Origin of the sequence: Planococcus maritimus (genome assembly GCF_001592825.1) — a bacterium.
Classification (GTDB): domain Bacteria; phylum Bacillota; class Bacilli; order Bacillales_A; family Planococcaceae; genus Planococcus; species Planococcus maritimus_C.
On sequence record NZ_LTZG01000032.1, the window covers coordinates 45,235 to 61,095 of the forward strand.

The window sequence follows — 15,861 nt, forward strand, 5'->3', positions numbered from 1 at the left end:
CGCTACAACCAAATTTGTCCAGAATTTCCTTGTTAGAAGGAGTGATTGATGGTTTTCGCTACATAAAAGCGCCCGGCTTTCGTTCGACACGATAAAAGCCGGACGCCCAGGTAAGCTGAACACTTATTCGCTTTTCGTTTTCTGCTTTGACCGTTTCAATGGCGTTTCTTTGTCCCGCACATTCGTAAGCCAGGCACGGTCTTGGTCCATCATTTTTTTCGCTGAATAAATCATCAGGAAGGTGATAAAAATGATTGGCAAGCCCATCAAGCCAGAAACGACTTCTAGTGGTGCCAAGCCGCCGATTCTCATGAGCACCAGCGAAATGACGGTGATGATGCCAGCCACGAGAATGCGCAAAATTTTCGGCGGTTCATTTTTACTCATATCGAGTGTGCTCGTATAGGCCGCAATCGTATAAGTCGTTGAATCGAGTGTCGTCGTCAGGAAAATCAGCGCGACGATGATGAAGACGACGATCGCGAGTCCGCCAAGCGGCAAGGTCCCAAGTATCTCAGGGATCGCCCCCATCCGGTTGTCCTTCACCATATCCAAAATCGGCAATTCCCCTGTCAAGTAGCGATGAACGCCGAGGCCACCGAGAACGCCTGTTGCAATCCAAGATAGCAAGGTCGGTGCTAGTAGATAGGTCATGATCATCTCGCGGATGGTACGGCCTCTCGAGATGCGGGCCGCAAAGACTGAATGCAGCATCGCCCATGTGGCGCTATAAGCAAACCAGAATACCGTATTGCTTTGCACATGCGACGCCGCTCCTTCGTAGACCGAGTCGGTATTGAGTGAAAAACTCAAGTAATTGGTGAACAGCGATGCGATACTGTCCGAGAAGTAATTCAAGATAAAGACGCCTGGCCCTGCCAATAAAATAAAGACGGTAAAGGCGCCTGCTAAATAGATATTGAAGGTACTGAGCCGCTTGATGCCTTTTTCCACACCCAGATAGGCACTGACGGAAAACAACGCTACCCAGACAAGCGTGACGATGAGCGTCAACACGAACGTTACGTCAATGTTCAGTAAAGCGGACAGGTTGTATGTGATGATCGGCGCACCCAGGCCAAGCGTGACCGCCGCGCCTGTCAGGATGCTGAGCAAGAACAAGACATCGAGCAATCGCCCTGCCCAGCCATCGGTCAATTTGTCGCCAAATACCGGACGTGCCGCTTCGGACATGCGCATCATCGGTTTTTTCTTGACGTGTAATGTATAAGCCATCGCCGGGGCGATCATGACGAAAATCGCAAATACTTGAAAGCCCCACAAGAACATGCTGTAAGCGTTGCCCATTAGGATCGATTCCGGCGAACCTGCCTCCATGCCGGCGGGTGGGTTGTTCGCAACCGATGTCCATTGCAGCATACCGGTGCGCATAATCGTCGAACCGAGTCCCATCGCGATTAAAATAGAAGCATACTCAAACAAAGTCAAACGTGGTTTTTCTGCCGGGTCGCCGAGAACGATATCGCCGTATTTGGAATACGAAAAATACAACGCAGCCCCAACTAATATAATGCCGTACCAGAGATAGCCCCAGCTAAACACTTCCACAATTGTCGTAAAAATCCCATTCAGCAATTCCAGTGAACGGCTTTCATAAAGCGCGAGTGGAACGCTGATTGCGATGATAATGATCAAAGCCGGAAGAAAAATCCGGTAATCGATCAAGCCTTTCTTTTTCATCGAATCCCCCTCAATTATATAATTCCCTTCTTCCCTTCCCTTTGGATTACTTGTTATAACCCAAAAAAAGAAAAAACTACAGAGAGTTGTAGTTTTTTCAGGGAAAGCCCGGGAAATAGCGTAGTTTCCAACACGCCTCCGAGTATAACGAAGCTAAATTTCATGAGCAAGCAAAGCGATGCTTGCTCTTAGTCCTGTCCATGCGCCCATGAAATGCGCGGATCGATTTGACGCGACATTCTTACCATGACAGGCTGAAAACCCATCCGCGGCCAGAAATAAGAAGCCATTTGGTTGGGCGTATGCCAATCCGCAAAAATATAATCATAACCTTCTTTCTTCAACTCACTGAAGCAGTGGTTTGCCAGCGCGCGGCCGATGCCGCGGCCGCGCATATCCGGGTTGGTGGAAGCCGCGGGCAATTCTACGCAATTTTCGGGTGTCACCAAACTGAACGGGTCTTCTTTACGAAAATATACATGGAAGCCGGCCGCTTGTGCACCTTGTTCCACAAGCCATAGATAAGCTTCTTCATCTTCTGTCAGCGCCATATAACTCTCCTGGACGTTTTCCATCGCCTCTCTTGTGATGGGATGCCAGGACGGAGCAGCGGCCTGGTGAATGCTATTCCATACTGCCATCTTTTTCAATAGAGGCGCATCCGCTTTCGTGCCGCGGCGGAACTCGAGTTCAGGCAAGGTCCCGTCTTTAGGTTCGTAATCATCCAGCGACAGGATGGCGTATTTCTGCTCGAAGGCGAATCCTTGATCAATCCATTGCTCGAATACCATTTCGTCTCCGAGTGACGCCATCAGCACATGATGGAAATAGCCATGCTTGATCCACTCTGTTCCGGCATCTGCATACAATAAGCGCAACAGACGCGGATGTTCATGCTCACTGATAGCCATCGATTCATAATCCATCCAAACGTACCGCCCACGATGCGCTTCCTCCTTAAACTCATAAATCAAGTATCCGATGACATCGATGCCCCGGACGGCAACCACGCCGCCGACATAAGGCCGCTCGAGCAATTTACGAATAACCACTTCCGCCTCGTCAATTTCCTCAAATTTATCCGGCAAGTATGGGAAAATCTTTCGCTCCCGCGCCTGGCGTTTTGACAGCAATGCCGACATTTGGCGGATATGCTTTTCTTCAACACTGATGATCTGGATCATATTCCATCACTCCTCTGTTTGAAGTTTCACCTCAAGCATCGCGTACTGGCCGTTATGCACAATGGTTCCGAGCTCTACTGGCAACGGTTCGACAAAAATCGGGCCATCTACCAATGTCGTATGGAATTCCCCTTCTTCTCCGCAGGCATCAATGCCAAGCGCTTCCAATTCTTCGATCAATTCCCGGGTGAAGACGCGTCCGAGAAATTCCTCTCCGACACGCGCAGTATCAACCACCGTAATCACGGCTTTAAACTCTTCTTCGATCAGCTCTTCCAATAGTGACCGGCGGGCTTCTTGCCAGAGTGGATGCAAAACTTCAAGTCCTGCCTTGTCACTGACTTTTTCCACCCACTCCAAATGTTCCTGCAAGTCAATATCGCCATAGACACCCAGTTCGATGCCTTGTTCTTTAAAATTCTGCAAGTGATGGACAAATTCCTCTTCGTAACCGGACCAGTCGGCTTTACCGATCACCAAAGGCAAGCCCATCCGCTCCACTTGTGCTTCTAAAATCTGCTGTTTCAGCCCGTGGGATTTCGACCGTTCCCCGTCTTCTTCAAACATGGTAAACAACGCGATCGGCACATGTCCTTGCTGCACCGCCCGGTAATAGGCCAAAGCGGAGTCCTTGCCGCCGCTCCATGATGTGATAAATGGTTTTTGCATACTGCACCTCTTCTGTAATTTCTTTTATCTTGCTATTAATAGTCTTGATGAAAGAGTAGAAGGCGCCGACTCCTGCGGGAATAGCATGAGTCTTGAGAGACCCCACAGGGAGCATAGCGACCGAGGAGGCTCAAGCCATGCCCGCAGAAAGCGTCCGCCTGGAGCGATTTCATCACTCTCGTTCCCTCTACTTCTATTTCCTACCGCCAAACTCCTTGTCGCATAAAAAAACAGCCGGAACATCCCCGGCTGTCTGCATTATTTTCCTACCATATTCTCCGGGCGCACCCATTCGTCGAATTGCTCCGCCGTTAAATGACCGCTCTTGACTGCTGACTCTTTTAATGTCGTGCCTTCGTTATGTGCTTGCTTGGCAATGGCTGCCGCTTTTTCGTAGCCGATATGCGGGTTTAGGGAGGTCACGAGCATCAACGAGTTTTTCACGTGATTTTCGATGACATCCAAATTCGCTTCAATACCAATCGCACAATTGTCGTTGAAGGAAATGAGTGAATCCGTCAGCAAGCGAACCGATTGCAAGAAGTTATAGGCAATGACTGGTTTGAAGACATTGAGTTCAAAATTCCCTTGGCTTGCCGCAAAGCCGATCGCTGCATCGTTGCCCATGACCTGGGCTGATACCATCGTCAAGGCTTCACTTTGCGTCGGGTTAACTTTCCCTGGCATGATCGAGCTGCCTGGCTCATTCGCTGGAATCGTGATCTCGCCGATGCCGCTGCGCGGGCCGCTTGCAAGCCAGCGTACGTCGTTTGCGATCTTCATTGCATCCGCAGCAAGTGCTTTCACCGCACCGTGCACATACACCATTTCATCGTGGCTTGTCAGTGCATGGAATTTGTTTTCCGCTGAAGTGAATTCCGTGCCCACTGCTTCTGCGATGAATTCCGCCACATAGCCACCGAATTTCGGGTCTGCGTTGATACCCGTGCCGACAGCTGTTCCGCCGATTGCCAGTTCGCGCATATGCTCAACGCTTTCTTTGATCATGCGCTCACTTTTCACCAACATATGGCGCCAGCCGCTGATTTCCTGGCCTAATGTGAGCGGTGTAGCGTCCTGCAAATGCGTACGGCCGATTTTGATGACCTCGTCGAATTTCTTCGCTTTTTCATCCAATGTCGCTTTCAACTTCTGGACCGCTGGGATCAATTGCTCTGTAACTGCTAGAACGCCCGCAACGTGCATTGCCGTCGGGTATGTATCGTTCGAGCTTTGAGACATATTGACGTCATCGTTCGGGTGAAGTTTTTCATCCGATCCCTGTTCCGCCAAAATTTCGTTTCCGCGACGCGCCAATACTTCGTTCATGTTCATATTGGACTGTGTGCCGCTCCCTGTTTGCCAGACGACGAGCGGGAAATGCTCGTTCCATTTGCCCGCAATAACTTCGTTGGCAGCCGTTTCGATCGCTTGCATCTTCGCGTCGGACATCTTGCCGAGCTTATGGTTCGCTTTCGCTGTCGCTTTTTTCAATTGAGCAAATGCCATGACCACTTCATGGGGCATACGTTCTGTTCCGATGGCAAAGTTTTGGACGCTGCGCTGTGTTTGCGCGCCCCACATTTTGTCAGCTTCAACTTGAATTTCACCGATCGTGTCTTTTTCTGTACGATACTGCATTCCATTCACTCCAATTCTTATTCTTGATCTAGCTTCTCTTCTATTAAACACATTCCACGCGAAAAAAGCGACCCTCGCCGCTAAAATTCCCCGGTTTTGCTCGAGAAGAACGCTTCGATTATCGCTTCATCAGAATGCGGGATATATTCCCCTTTAATGATTTGGGCTCCGTTGATGCAGCCACTTGAAAGCAAGACGATATCTTGTGGCCCGCTTTCTTCCAATGCTTTTTCCACTGCCTGCTTGCGTGTAGGGGCTCTCAACACTTTTTGCAGATACGGCACGCTAAAGCCTTTGATCACTTCAGAGACCACATCTTCCGGATCGTTAAAGCCTGGGTGGTCGACCGTTACGACCAAGACATCCGCTTTTCCTTCAGACGCTTTAGCCATTTTTGGCATCTTCGCGAAATCTCGAATACCGATGCCGGCAATGAGAGCGATCAACCGGCGATGGGGCAATTTACGGGCTTCGGTCAAGACCGCATCGATGGCCACTGGCGTATGGGCATAATCAAGGATAATTGTTCGTTCCTCAGGCCCACGGATGACTTGAAAGCGCCCTTCCACTTGGGGCATGTTCGGCAAGACGGCAATGATTTGGTCGATCGAATGCCCTGCATGCAAGGCCGTTCCGATTGCTGCCGTCAAATTCGCGGCATTGTAATCGCCATATAATGGCGCTTCGACTATTCGGTTGTCGCCTTTATAATTCAGCTCAAAACGCATGCCTTCCGCAGAGGCACTGTAATTCCCCCATACGAGGTCTGCACCGCTAGCCGCATTGTGGCTATAGCTCAGCACCGGATAATCCGCCATCGCCAAAATACCTTCACTAAGGCCCGGATCATCGAGATTAACGACTGCCGCTTTCGCACGTTCGAATAATTTCAACTTCGACTCGCGGTAATGTTCAAAAGTTTTATGGTATTCGAGGTGCTCCTCGGATAAATTGGTATGAATCGCCACATCGAACGTAATGCCTTCCACGCGTTGCTGATCGAGCGCAGTCGAAGACACTTCCATGGCGACCGCCTCGGTGTCCGCCTCCACTAGCATCGAGAAAATCTGGTGGATGTCCGAGGCGATTGGCGTTGTTGGCGTGCTCTTTTCAAATGGCACTTTGCCTTGAGCCGTTTCGACACCTGTCGTGCCGATAAACCCACAAGGCGTGCCCAGCAAGTTGAACAAATTGCGGGCATACGTAGCCGTAGTAGTCTTGCCGTTCGTTCCCGTTACGCCGATTTTAAACAAATCGTTCTGCGGCGAGCTGAAAAAGAAATCTGCCGTGTGTGCAAGTGCGTTCCGAACATCCGCCACCAGCAAAAAACTGATCGTTGGATGGCGCTTAGCTTGCTGGGCCAAGATTTCTTCATTGGAGCCGATGATCGCCTGCGCCCCATTTTCGATCGCAGGCTCTATGTATAGATGTCCGTCTGTATTCTCTCCAATGACGCAGAAAAATGCAGAACCATTCCGTGCCGAAGAAGAGTTGTAGACAATCGCCTGAATGTCCGCTGACTCTGGCCCGAATGATTTTAATATGTGTACCCCGGGAATTCGTGCAAATTGCAACTTCATATCGTAACTCCTCTTAAAGATAAATTTATGTGAATTTCTGATAATTTTACAGGAAAGCGCCGGTGTCTTCCACAATTCGAGCCGCTTTTTTTAAAAAATTACCGATCAACTAAGAGGTTTGGCAAATTGCAGCGCGTGAAAGCCCTTGACCATTTGGAAACCGATTCCAACATATCCTTCATTTAGTAATTCTTTCTGTTTTTTCAGATCGTCAATCGATACCGCAATTGAATTGCCGTAAGCAGCATTGGGCTGTTCAAGATCTTTCACCAGAATGTAACGTTCCAATCCATCGTACTTTTGTTTCAAAGCCGCAATGTACATTTTCTGAGTGAATTTGTCCTTCAAACTTGGAATATTCATCGGCGCGACCGTACAGGCCACGTAGCGGTATTTCTTCTCCAACTTATGCAATTCTTTCATGACCACTTCGGCCAACTTCTGCTGAAGCCGATTTCCGCGATAATCAGGAACCACTGCTGAAATCTCTTGATAGATCACGTTGCCAAGATCATCTTCTTCGAGCCCGATGTCACGCCCCAAATGTTCCGCATCGATTTCTGGAACGAGCAAGGCACGAAAAGCTACCAGCTCCGATTCCACATATGCGCCAACAAGTAGCCCATTGTGATTCAAGATAAACAAAAATTCTTCGGTCGACAATGGCTGCAATGTATTTTTCTCTGACAGCGAGTCGATGACCAATTGCTGAACCCGTTCGATTTCAGCCAAATCTTCCAGGTACAGGCGCTTCATATACATGGGCACCTGCTTGTGCAAACGCACATTGGTCAGTGTCCCTTCATATAGATGGTCTTTCAAAGCCCATTCCCCCTCATCTCTTTCGTACTATCAGAATATCATGTTCGATATCCGTCGTCTTTAAACTTTTTCAATTGACTGTAAAATTAAAACTATTTACTAGCTAAGGCTATAAAAGAGTCGACTTCTTTTTGGCCGCGAAGAACATACACTTGTTTTTCAGGAAATGCGGTACTGAATTCTTCTATTAAATGCCGCTGGGATTTTTGCCGGCTGTGATAAGTCGTCACGATGAACTTTAAAAATTCACGATCGATTTTTTCAGGACATCCTGGTGCCATATCCGGCCGTACCTGTTTGCGGTATTGAATGCGCCTTTTGAGTACACGCCATAAACAATGCCACAATGGAAGCTGCAATTGGATAAGTGTATCGCAAGAAGTTAAACGGATATGAGCCGTGCTGTTATAATTTCCTTCGATCATCCACTGGCTACCATCAGTCAGTTCCTGCTGCTTACGCTGAAATTCTTTTTCTTCTGCCTCGATCCATCCCGGCTTCCAGAAATATGCATCCAAATGATGCACCGGCAAATCCGCCGCTTCCCCTAAACGTCTAGCAAACCTTGATTTGCCAACTCCTGCCGACACTCCGATCACCATAATTCGCTGCATCGCTGCCCCTCCATTCCCTTTTCATTTAACTATAACGAATGGCGGGAAAAAGAACCAACCGAACTTAACCCTTGCATTCTGGAGAGTACCGTGCTATTCTAAGGAAGAATTATTTTTGTTCGATGGCTTTTCATTAAGTATCAGATTTTATCTGAAGGATTTGAGCAAGGATAGTAATACAATGTATGCATTAGCATACGAGGAGGAAACACACATGGAACAAGGTAAAGTAAAATGGTTTAACTCAGAAAAAGGATTCGGCTTCATCGAGCGCGAAGGCGGAGACGACGTATTCGTACACTTCTCAGCTATCCAAAGCGAAGGATTCAAAACTCTTGACGAAGGTCAAGAAGTTACTTTTGACATCGAGCAAGGCCAACGCGGTCTTCAAGCTACTAACGTATCAAAAGCTTAATTAACCCTTAACCTTTCAATGGACTCTTCTTCGGAAGAGTCCATTTTTTATTGTCTAAAAATACTTGCATGCCACGGAGCGAGTTCTGTAAATCGAGCTAGCGAGAGCTTGCTTGCGGAAATGTTTTGGGGTATTGATGTGATCATCGCCTTAGTAGTCGCCGCCGTGCTTTGGGTTGGCCTTTTGCCATAAGCCAGAAAGAACACCTGTCTTATGGCGTCGGCTCACCCCTTTACGCTTGGCGGCTTTGAGATTTCATTGGGGAATGCCAGTTTAACTAGCTCTGCTTTTTTAGGTAGTTGCCGGCTAGTGGGGGAATCGCTTCTTGGGTAATAGTTGAAATGAGATAGCGAGAACTTGCTTGCGAAAATGATTTGATTAATGGTGAGATCGTCGCCTTAGCCGTCGCCGCCGTGCTTTGGGTTGGCCTTTTGCCATAAGCCAGAAAGAACACCTGTCTTATGGCGTCGGCTCATCCCTTTGCGCTCGGCGGCTAAGAAATTCCGCTGATAACTTCAAGTTTAATGAAATTTGCTTCTTTACTGAGTTGCCAGCTAGCGGGGGAATCGCTTCCTGAGATAAGGCATCTAATCATGAAGTGTTTGAGCAAAGAATTATTGTTGGCAGATTAGAAGAGACATGAGCTATCCAGACTGGAGCTCCTTCACATTTTATATTGTATGGTCGGAGAAATTATCCGCCACTCTAAAACTAGAGACGGAGTGTAAAAGAAAAAAACTGCCCAATGGCAGTTTTTTTTTCAGAGTGGTGAAGAAGTCCATAGTTGGTTATCAAGTACGAAAGAGGCTACTTTTTTTCACAGATAACAATCAATGTGCTCTCTAAGTATTTGGAGAAGCGTTTGCTCGACTCCAGTGGATCAGCGAGACGACCGAGACCCCGCAAGACGCAAAGCGGCTGAGGAGGCTTGGGCGCGAGCCCACGGAAAGCGAGCGATAAGCTTCGGAAAATACGATTTCCTGAGTTTTTTACAGCCTGAAAAAAAGCTGCCATTGGGCAGCTTTTTTTAATTCAGGATAAAATATAATTGGAAGACCAGGAAAATGATCGCGACCAACAGGAGCGTTCCGACCACTACGCTCATGGCCAGTTTTTTTCCGTCCATCGACTCACCCTCTCAGTTTTTTCTCGCGTTCAATGACTTTCACTATATCATACGCGCCCTCTGCGGCATTTGACAATACCGTAACGATAGATTTGTGCTTAGGATAATAACCCGAATGGATATTAACACCAGGGTCATATCCCATGATGTGATACTTCACGATTCCCTCTTCTTGCTGATCAATCCACACACCATAACCATAAGCCGCTTCGCCTTGTTGTGCCTGAACCGCCAGGAGTTGGTTTGTTGTTTCTTCAGTTAGTAAAGTGCCGTCCATTAACCGGTTCCAAAACTTCGCCATATCCCCCGCTGTAACGAATGCGCCCCCGTCCGCGCCCCCGCGAATAGGAATGGCGTATTGGTTCGTACGCCACGAATCTCCTTCATCGATATAGCCATAGGCTGTGTTTTTCGGCAAGCGGTCGAGGCGGAAATAGCCCGATTCCGACATGCCCGCTTTCGCCAGTACTTCCCGCTCGACATAATCGGCGAACTCTTCGCCAGTCACTTGCTCGATGACCAATCCTAGCGCAATATAGCCGGCATTGTTGTAGTGAAAACGCGCACCGGGTTCTTCTACAGGCGGCAAGTCGCGGAACAATGGTACAAAGTCAGCTGGCGTCTGCATCCGGTACATCGGAATGTCTTGCCATAATTGTTCAAAATCATCCTGTGCTTCTTCGTCAAAGTAATCGGGAAGCCCGGATGTATGGCACAATAGCTGGTGAACTGTGGCATGAAAATTCGGAAAGGTTTTCGGCAATAGCGCTGATAAACTGGCCGATAGCTCGAGTTTTCCCTGTTCCACTAATTGCAAGACGGCAATAGCGGTAAATATTTTACTGCCGGATGCCATTCCAAAGCGGCTGTCGACAGCAATTGGCCGTTCGTCCACTCGGTTGGCGAAGCCTTTGGCAAGCGACCAATTTTCATCACCGGCCATCTGGGCAGTTCCCGAAAATGCGCTGGATTCCATTAAGTCAGACACCGGATTATTGGCTTGCTTTTGAACCATATGCCCTTCTTCGTCGATCTCAACCGTTCGTCCATCTGCCAGTTCAATCGCCAGTGGATGTGTTTCGCTTTTTCGCTTAGAAAAGTACCATACCCGTTTCGGCGGTACCAGCACGAAAAAATGCGGGTCTTTGCCTAGGAAATTCAAAGTTTCTGGCTCAATTCCTTTATTGCCGCGAACAGGAATTTCCATTGCCTCCATTGCTTCACCTACCTGCTGAACATGCGGTGTCGTGATGCCGACTTCACTGATATCGAGCAGCGAATCGACTGTAAAGTCATCCATGATATCGACGTGGCGTCGGCCGATAAACTCAATGATATTCCCAGCAGGGTCTTCGAAATAAAAGGCGTCGGAATTGAAATTCGCATAATAAATTTCGTCCATCCCTTCCTGGCGATTTAACTCGACTCGAGCACGCGCCCAAAACTTCGCCAGGCTAAACTGGTTGCCAGGAATGTTGATTGCGTAATGATAGAATGCCGCCCGCTCTGAAGCACGGAACTCCAAAACCGACGAACCAATCGATAGCGCAAAGCTTTCTTCGTTTTCTTCCACGATCCGGAACCCCAGTTGGTATTCGTAAAACCCCTTCATTTCATCCAAACGATTTGTGTACAGTATGACTTTCTTGAACATGTCCTCACCTCTCTTTTCAGCATACCGAAAATGGTCAGAATTTTCCTCTTTTTCGCTGCATTGCGGGCTAGCCTTGGCTCTTCGAAAACAAAAAAGCGAATGCATTTGCATTCGCTCGTTCACAACCGATAATCGAGACGAACCATGTCCCGGCATTCAAGACCGTTTTCAAAAATCGGTTCTGTGTAATGGCGGGTGAAAAAATCACGATCAATCGTTTTCATGCGGAACCCGCATTTTTGATACAGTGCCAATTGCGCCAAACTGGAATTCCCAGTGCCGATCTCGACAGCCGTAAATCCAAGTTTTCTCGCTTCCTCAAGCGCCACTAGCACCAGACGTTTGCCATGGCCTTTACCACGCTCCGGCTCAGCAAGGGCAATGTTTTTGATTTCAGCAGTGGCCGAATCGAGCGCAATCAAGACAAACACGCCGATGACAGCTTCCTGTTTTTCGGCGACAAAGCAATAGCCGTCCGCACAATAACTACGGACTAGTTGCTCAGACGGATCCGCTTCTAGCAACAGGTCAAGCGGCAATTCCTCACGCGCTTCCAGTTGTCGGATGTTCATTATTTTCGCTCGCTGAATCCTTGGTCAAGGAGGTAATCTTCTGCATCGTCAAATGTGCCGAAGCTTTCTTCCAAGTTTTTGCCCGTGTAAATATTCCAGAAAGGCTCTTCGTACACCAAATCGAGTTTTTCGCCTTCTCTATTGGTCCAACGTTTGTCATACGGCGGTTCCGGTTCTTGTCCTAGATAATCGATCGAGTCGGCGATGATGCTGCGCAACTGGCTTTCTGAGAAATCACGAATATTGACCAATCCGCGGCTATCCGCTTCGTAATGCGGCAAATCCCCGACGAAGACAAAACCGTTGCCGTTCGGGTGAAGATGATAGACGACGTTTTTCTTATCATATAGGCTTTCTTCAAATTGAAAGTTAACGCGTTTCATCGACACTTCTTTTCGTGTCAGTTCCGGAAACGCTTCGATCACTTCTAGTTTTTGTTCAAATGTCAGCACTGGACATCCCCATTTCTTCTTTGGATTTCTGCTTTCAGTATAACACGCATAGGCAGGCTTCGCCGTTTGCGAAATAATAGAAAAAGGGCCGCCATAAGAAATGAGTGATGTCCATTTCGACGGACGCGCTCTAGCTCATAGGATGTGGGTCATGTAGCTGGCATTGCTCAACTTTCGCTATGCTCAAGCATCGCAAATAAATGAACTCAGTTCCACTTCATTCATTCATTCGCCGTCTCCATCCCATGTTCTGAATTTAAGAGAGTGAACGAACACGAACAGACAAATAAAATATCCGAAGAAAAAGGACTTCTTTTTCTCCGGACATTTCAAGATAATTATAAAGCAGTGCTTCAGACTTATTTTTTCTTTTTCAATCCGAATGGCCACCAAGCACCGCCTGCAAACGAAACGGTAATCGCTGGGACCAGCAGCGGCAAGACAATTAAGCCGTAAAGCAGCAAGCCCGTGATGACGATGGTTGCGATCTGCATCAGGCTCAATACGCCCGATGGCAGCATAGCGCCGAATGTTCCGGCGAGCAAAATGGCGGCTGTGATGATGACCGTCCCCATTTTCGCCATCGACCGGTGCATGGCTTTCGAGAAGTCTGCAGCCGTCAAGGCTTCTTCCCGGTAGCGGTCGAGCAGGAAGATCGAGTAATCGATGCCGAGTGAGACGAGCATGACAAAGCCGAAGAACGGAACGGCCCATGTGATGCCGTCATAGCCAAGCCATCCGACGAAGATCAACTCAGTGATCGCAATTGAACTGTAGTAAGTCAATAATAATGAGCCGATCATAAACAGCGGCATGATGAACGAACGCAGCAGCACTGCCAAGACTACAAATAAGCTGGCAAGCATGATGCTGACCGTCCGCGTAAAGTCACTCTCTGAGATATCCTTTAAATCGCTATTAATGCTTGGCACTCCGCCGTAAGCGATGTCTACGTCTTCAAGAGGCGTGCCGTTGATGCTTCTCTCGGCTGCTTCTTTCAAACTCGCGACAATGTCGATCGCTTCCGGAGAATACGGGTCTTCTTCAAGTACGACTTCCATTACCATGCCCTCGCCGTCCGCAAAGGCATACTGATCGAGCAGCGGTTCGAATTCTTCTTGTTCCAAAGTGCCTTCAGGCAGATAGATGCCTGTGCCACGCACCGCTTCGCTATCGCTGATGCCCGTGAGCGTATCGGCAATTTCCGTCAGGCCTTCAGTGATTTCCGAAAGGCCATCCGCTGAAGCACCCACACCTTGAGCAAGCTCACCGAGACCACTTGCCAATTCATCATACTGGCCGGCAGCGCCGTTCAGTCCTTGTTCGATTTCTGATAGCCCGGCGTTCACTTGGGTAAGTGCCCCAACGGTTTGCTCGATATTGCCACTTTGCTGGAGCCCGCCTGAGATTTGTTCTAGCTGGCCATTCACTTGCGAAAGACCTGCAGCTGCCTCCCGGAGACCGTCGCCTCCCGCCTGGCCGCTGATTGTTTCCAGGTTGGTCTCGATTTCACCAAGCCCTGACTGGACTTCGCCGATGCCTGTGTTCGCTTCTACAAGCCCTTCTGCGATGAGGCCCAGCTGATGGTCGACGAAAAATTCATCGATGACTGAACCAGTAGGGCGCGTGATGGCGCGGACCATGTCGACGCCTTCTACTTTTTCCATATCTTGCGCCAAAGCATCGAGATACGGAAGGGTTTCTTCTGCCGTCAAGCTCTCTTCGCCTTTGATGACGACTTGTACCGGCATCGTATTGCCTGCTCCGAATGCGTCTTCAATGGCGTCAAGGCCTTTTACTGATTCGTAATCCGAACTGATTTCATCCACTGTATTGAACGACAGGTCGTTATTATAGGAGAACAGCAAAGGAATTGTGATCACTGCCACCAATAGCATCGACCAAAGCGGACGGTTGACGGACAATTTACCGATCCAAATCCACAATTTGCTATCTTTATGGGAAGCCGAACCTTTGCTTGGCCAGAACAATTTATCTTTCAACACCGCCATAAAGAATGGCATGACGGTAAACAACACGACCAGTAATATCGCGATGCCGACCGCGACGGCGACGGCCGATTTGAAAATCGGGAATTCCGCAAAGCCGATGGCCGCAAATGCTATAAAGCCGGAGAACCCGCTAATGAATAAGGTCTTCCCTGCTGTCCGGTACGTGTTCAAAATCGCTTCTTGTACTTCTTTACCTTCTGTCAGCTCTTCTTTGTAACGGCTGAGCAGCAAGATACAATAATCGGTCCCGAGGCCGAACAGAATCGCTACTAAGAAAATCTGTGTATAATTCGACACCGGAAAGCCGAACCAATCGATGAAAAAGGCCACGAGCGATTGGCTTAATAGATAGCTGAGCCCTACGGCCACAAGCGGGATAATCGGCGTGATAAACGAACGGAATACCGCCAGCAATAAGCCGAAAATCAAAATCACCGTGATGATTTCCGTTTTCTTCAGGCCTTCCTGGGCACTGGTGTTGACGTCTTGATTGATAATCGCCTCGCCCGTCAAGTAGACCGTTAAATCTTCTGGCACGATCGTTTCCCGAATGTCATCGGCGAGTGCTGCCGCTTCTTCGTCCGTTCCTTCGATCGATACCGGAAGCAAGACCGTCTGGCGATCTTCTGCGACCAATTGGGCTTCCAGTTCTTCATTTTCAAACGGATCCAATACCGTCGAAACCGGATCACCGAGCGCTTCAATCTCCTCTCTCATATCTGCGATTTGCTGTTCGCTGGCTTCGTTTAGTTCCGATTCCAGCTCAATCACCAAGGAAATCGTCTGCCCCGAGACATCAGCTGACTCCAAAATCGTTGCTGCACGCTGTGAATCCGCTTGTTCAGATAACTGGAATGAGCCTGCTTCTTCCGCTTGTTCCGTTAAGTTCGGCGCCACCAAAAACAAGGCTGCCGTCAATACAATCAGCCCGATCATGATCGGCCATTTCCATTTCAATATCGTCTGCATTCCTTACACTCCATCCGTTTTCATGATTGCGCTCAGTTTCCTGAAAATCTTCAGGAATTGTTCAATTTCCTGATCATCCACTTGTTCGGACATCAAGTTTTCTACATATTCTGCGAGTATCTTATCCGACTCTTCTAATACCGCCCTTCCGGCAGCAGTCAATTCCAGCAACTTTTCCCGCCGGTCTGCGGTCTGAACCACTTGGATCAACTCTTTTTGCAATAATTTTTTCGTGCGGTTCGAGACGGCGCTTTTATGGACGCCTTGCAAGACCGCTAGTCTGGCTGATGTGATTTGGCCTTCTTTGCCGATCAATTTCAGCGACTGCATCTGCTCAGGGGAAAACTCCTCCCATAACGGATTGTCTACCGAACGGATGACCCGCTCCGTCCCGTAAAATAAGACTTCCTGAAACAATTCAACCGCTTCTTTAATGCGCATATCCATAAA

The 15,861-nt window shown here is 48.5% G+C and carries 13 protein-coding genes; 1 reads left to right on the plus strand and 12 read right to left on the minus strand.

Translation table 11 applies throughout. The annotated features are described in order from the left end of the window. Positions 1-123 precede the first annotated feature (123 nt). From AY633_RS12500 to AY633_RS12530, 7 genes are all read right to left on the minus strand, one after another. Complete coding sequence (locus tag AY633_RS12500) at positions 124-1,701, minus strand: BCCT family transporter (protein ID WP_068488638.1); 1,578 nt, start codon at positions 1,699-1,701, stop codon at positions 124-126. Between the two features lie 188 nt (positions 1,702-1,889). Then, positions 1,890-2,885 (minus strand): GNAT family N-acetyltransferase, encoded by a 996-nt coding sequence (locus tag AY633_RS12505; RefSeq protein WP_068488639.1) that lies wholly within the window; start codon positions 2,883-2,885, stop codon positions 1,890-1,892. A 6-nt stretch (positions 2,886-2,891) separates the two neighbouring features. Beyond that, entirely contained in the window at positions 2,892-3,554 is a 663-nt protein-coding gene (locus tag AY633_RS12510; protein ID WP_068488640.1) for a Dph6-related ATP pyrophosphatase, read from the minus strand. Between the two features lie 258 nt (positions 3,555-3,812). Further along, positions 3,813-5,195, minus strand: a complete 1,383-nt coding sequence (gene fumC, locus AY633_RS12515; RefSeq protein ID WP_068488641.1) for a class II fumarate hydratase — start codon at positions 5,193-5,195, stop codon at positions 3,813-3,815. An 80-nt stretch (positions 5,196-5,275) separates the two neighbouring features. Continuing rightward, positions 5,276-6,775 carry a UDP-N-acetylmuramoyl-L-alanyl-D-glutamate--2,6-diaminopimelate ligase gene (locus AY633_RS12520; RefSeq protein WP_068488642.1) on the minus strand — a complete coding sequence of 500 codons (1,500 nt, stop codon included), beginning with the start codon at positions 6,773-6,775 and terminating at the stop codon, positions 5,276-5,278. A gap of 105 nt (positions 6,776-6,880) precedes the next feature. Beyond that, positions 6,881-7,537, minus strand: coding sequence for a hypothetical protein (locus AY633_RS12525; protein ID WP_068488842.1), 657 nt, complete (start codon positions 7,535-7,537; stop codon positions 6,881-6,883). 152 nt (positions 7,538-7,689) lie between these two features. Continuing rightward, positions 7,690-8,211 carry a P-loop NTPase family protein gene (locus AY633_RS12530; protein WP_068488643.1) on the minus strand — a complete coding sequence of 174 codons (522 nt, stop codon included), beginning with the start codon at positions 8,209-8,211 and terminating at the stop codon, positions 7,690-7,692. A 214-nt stretch (positions 8,212-8,425) separates the two neighbouring features. Here AY633_RS12530 and AY633_RS12535 point away from each other — a divergent pair, with 214 nt between their 5' ends. Continuing rightward, on the plus strand, positions 8,426-8,626 hold the full coding sequence (locus tag AY633_RS12535; RefSeq protein WP_058381906.1) for a cold-shock protein: 201 nt from the start codon (positions 8,426-8,428) through the stop codon (positions 8,624-8,626). Between the two features lie 1,130 nt (positions 8,627-9,756). Here AY633_RS12535 and AY633_RS16475 read toward each other — a convergent pair. The 5 genes from AY633_RS16475 to AY633_RS12565 form a co-directional block, all read right to left on the minus strand. Further along, positions 9,757-11,406, minus strand: coding sequence for a serine hydrolase (locus AY633_RS16475; protein WP_145915681.1), 1,650 nt, complete (start codon positions 11,404-11,406; stop codon positions 9,757-9,759). Between the two features lie 119 nt (positions 11,407-11,525). Further along, a complete protein-coding gene (locus AY633_RS12550; protein ID WP_068488645.1) occupies positions 11,526-11,978 on the minus strand; it encodes a GNAT family N-acetyltransferase in 453 nt (150 codons plus the stop codon). After that, a complete protein-coding gene (locus AY633_RS12555; RefSeq protein WP_068488646.1) occupies positions 11,978-12,430 on the minus strand; it encodes a hypothetical protein in 453 nt (150 codons plus the stop codon). The genes AY633_RS12550 and AY633_RS12555 overlap by 1 nt, the downstream gene beginning before the upstream one ends. Positions 12,431-12,789: 359 nt before the next feature. Next, on the minus strand, positions 12,790-15,411 hold the full coding sequence (locus AY633_RS12560; RefSeq protein ID WP_068488647.1) for an MMPL family transporter: 2,622 nt from the start codon (positions 15,409-15,411) through the stop codon (positions 12,790-12,792). Between the two features lie 3 nt (positions 15,412-15,414). Next, entirely contained in the window at positions 15,415-15,858 is a 444-nt protein-coding gene (locus tag AY633_RS12565) for a MarR family winged helix-turn-helix transcriptional regulator (RefSeq protein WP_068488648.1), read from the minus strand. Positions 15,859-15,861 lie beyond the last annotated feature (3 nt).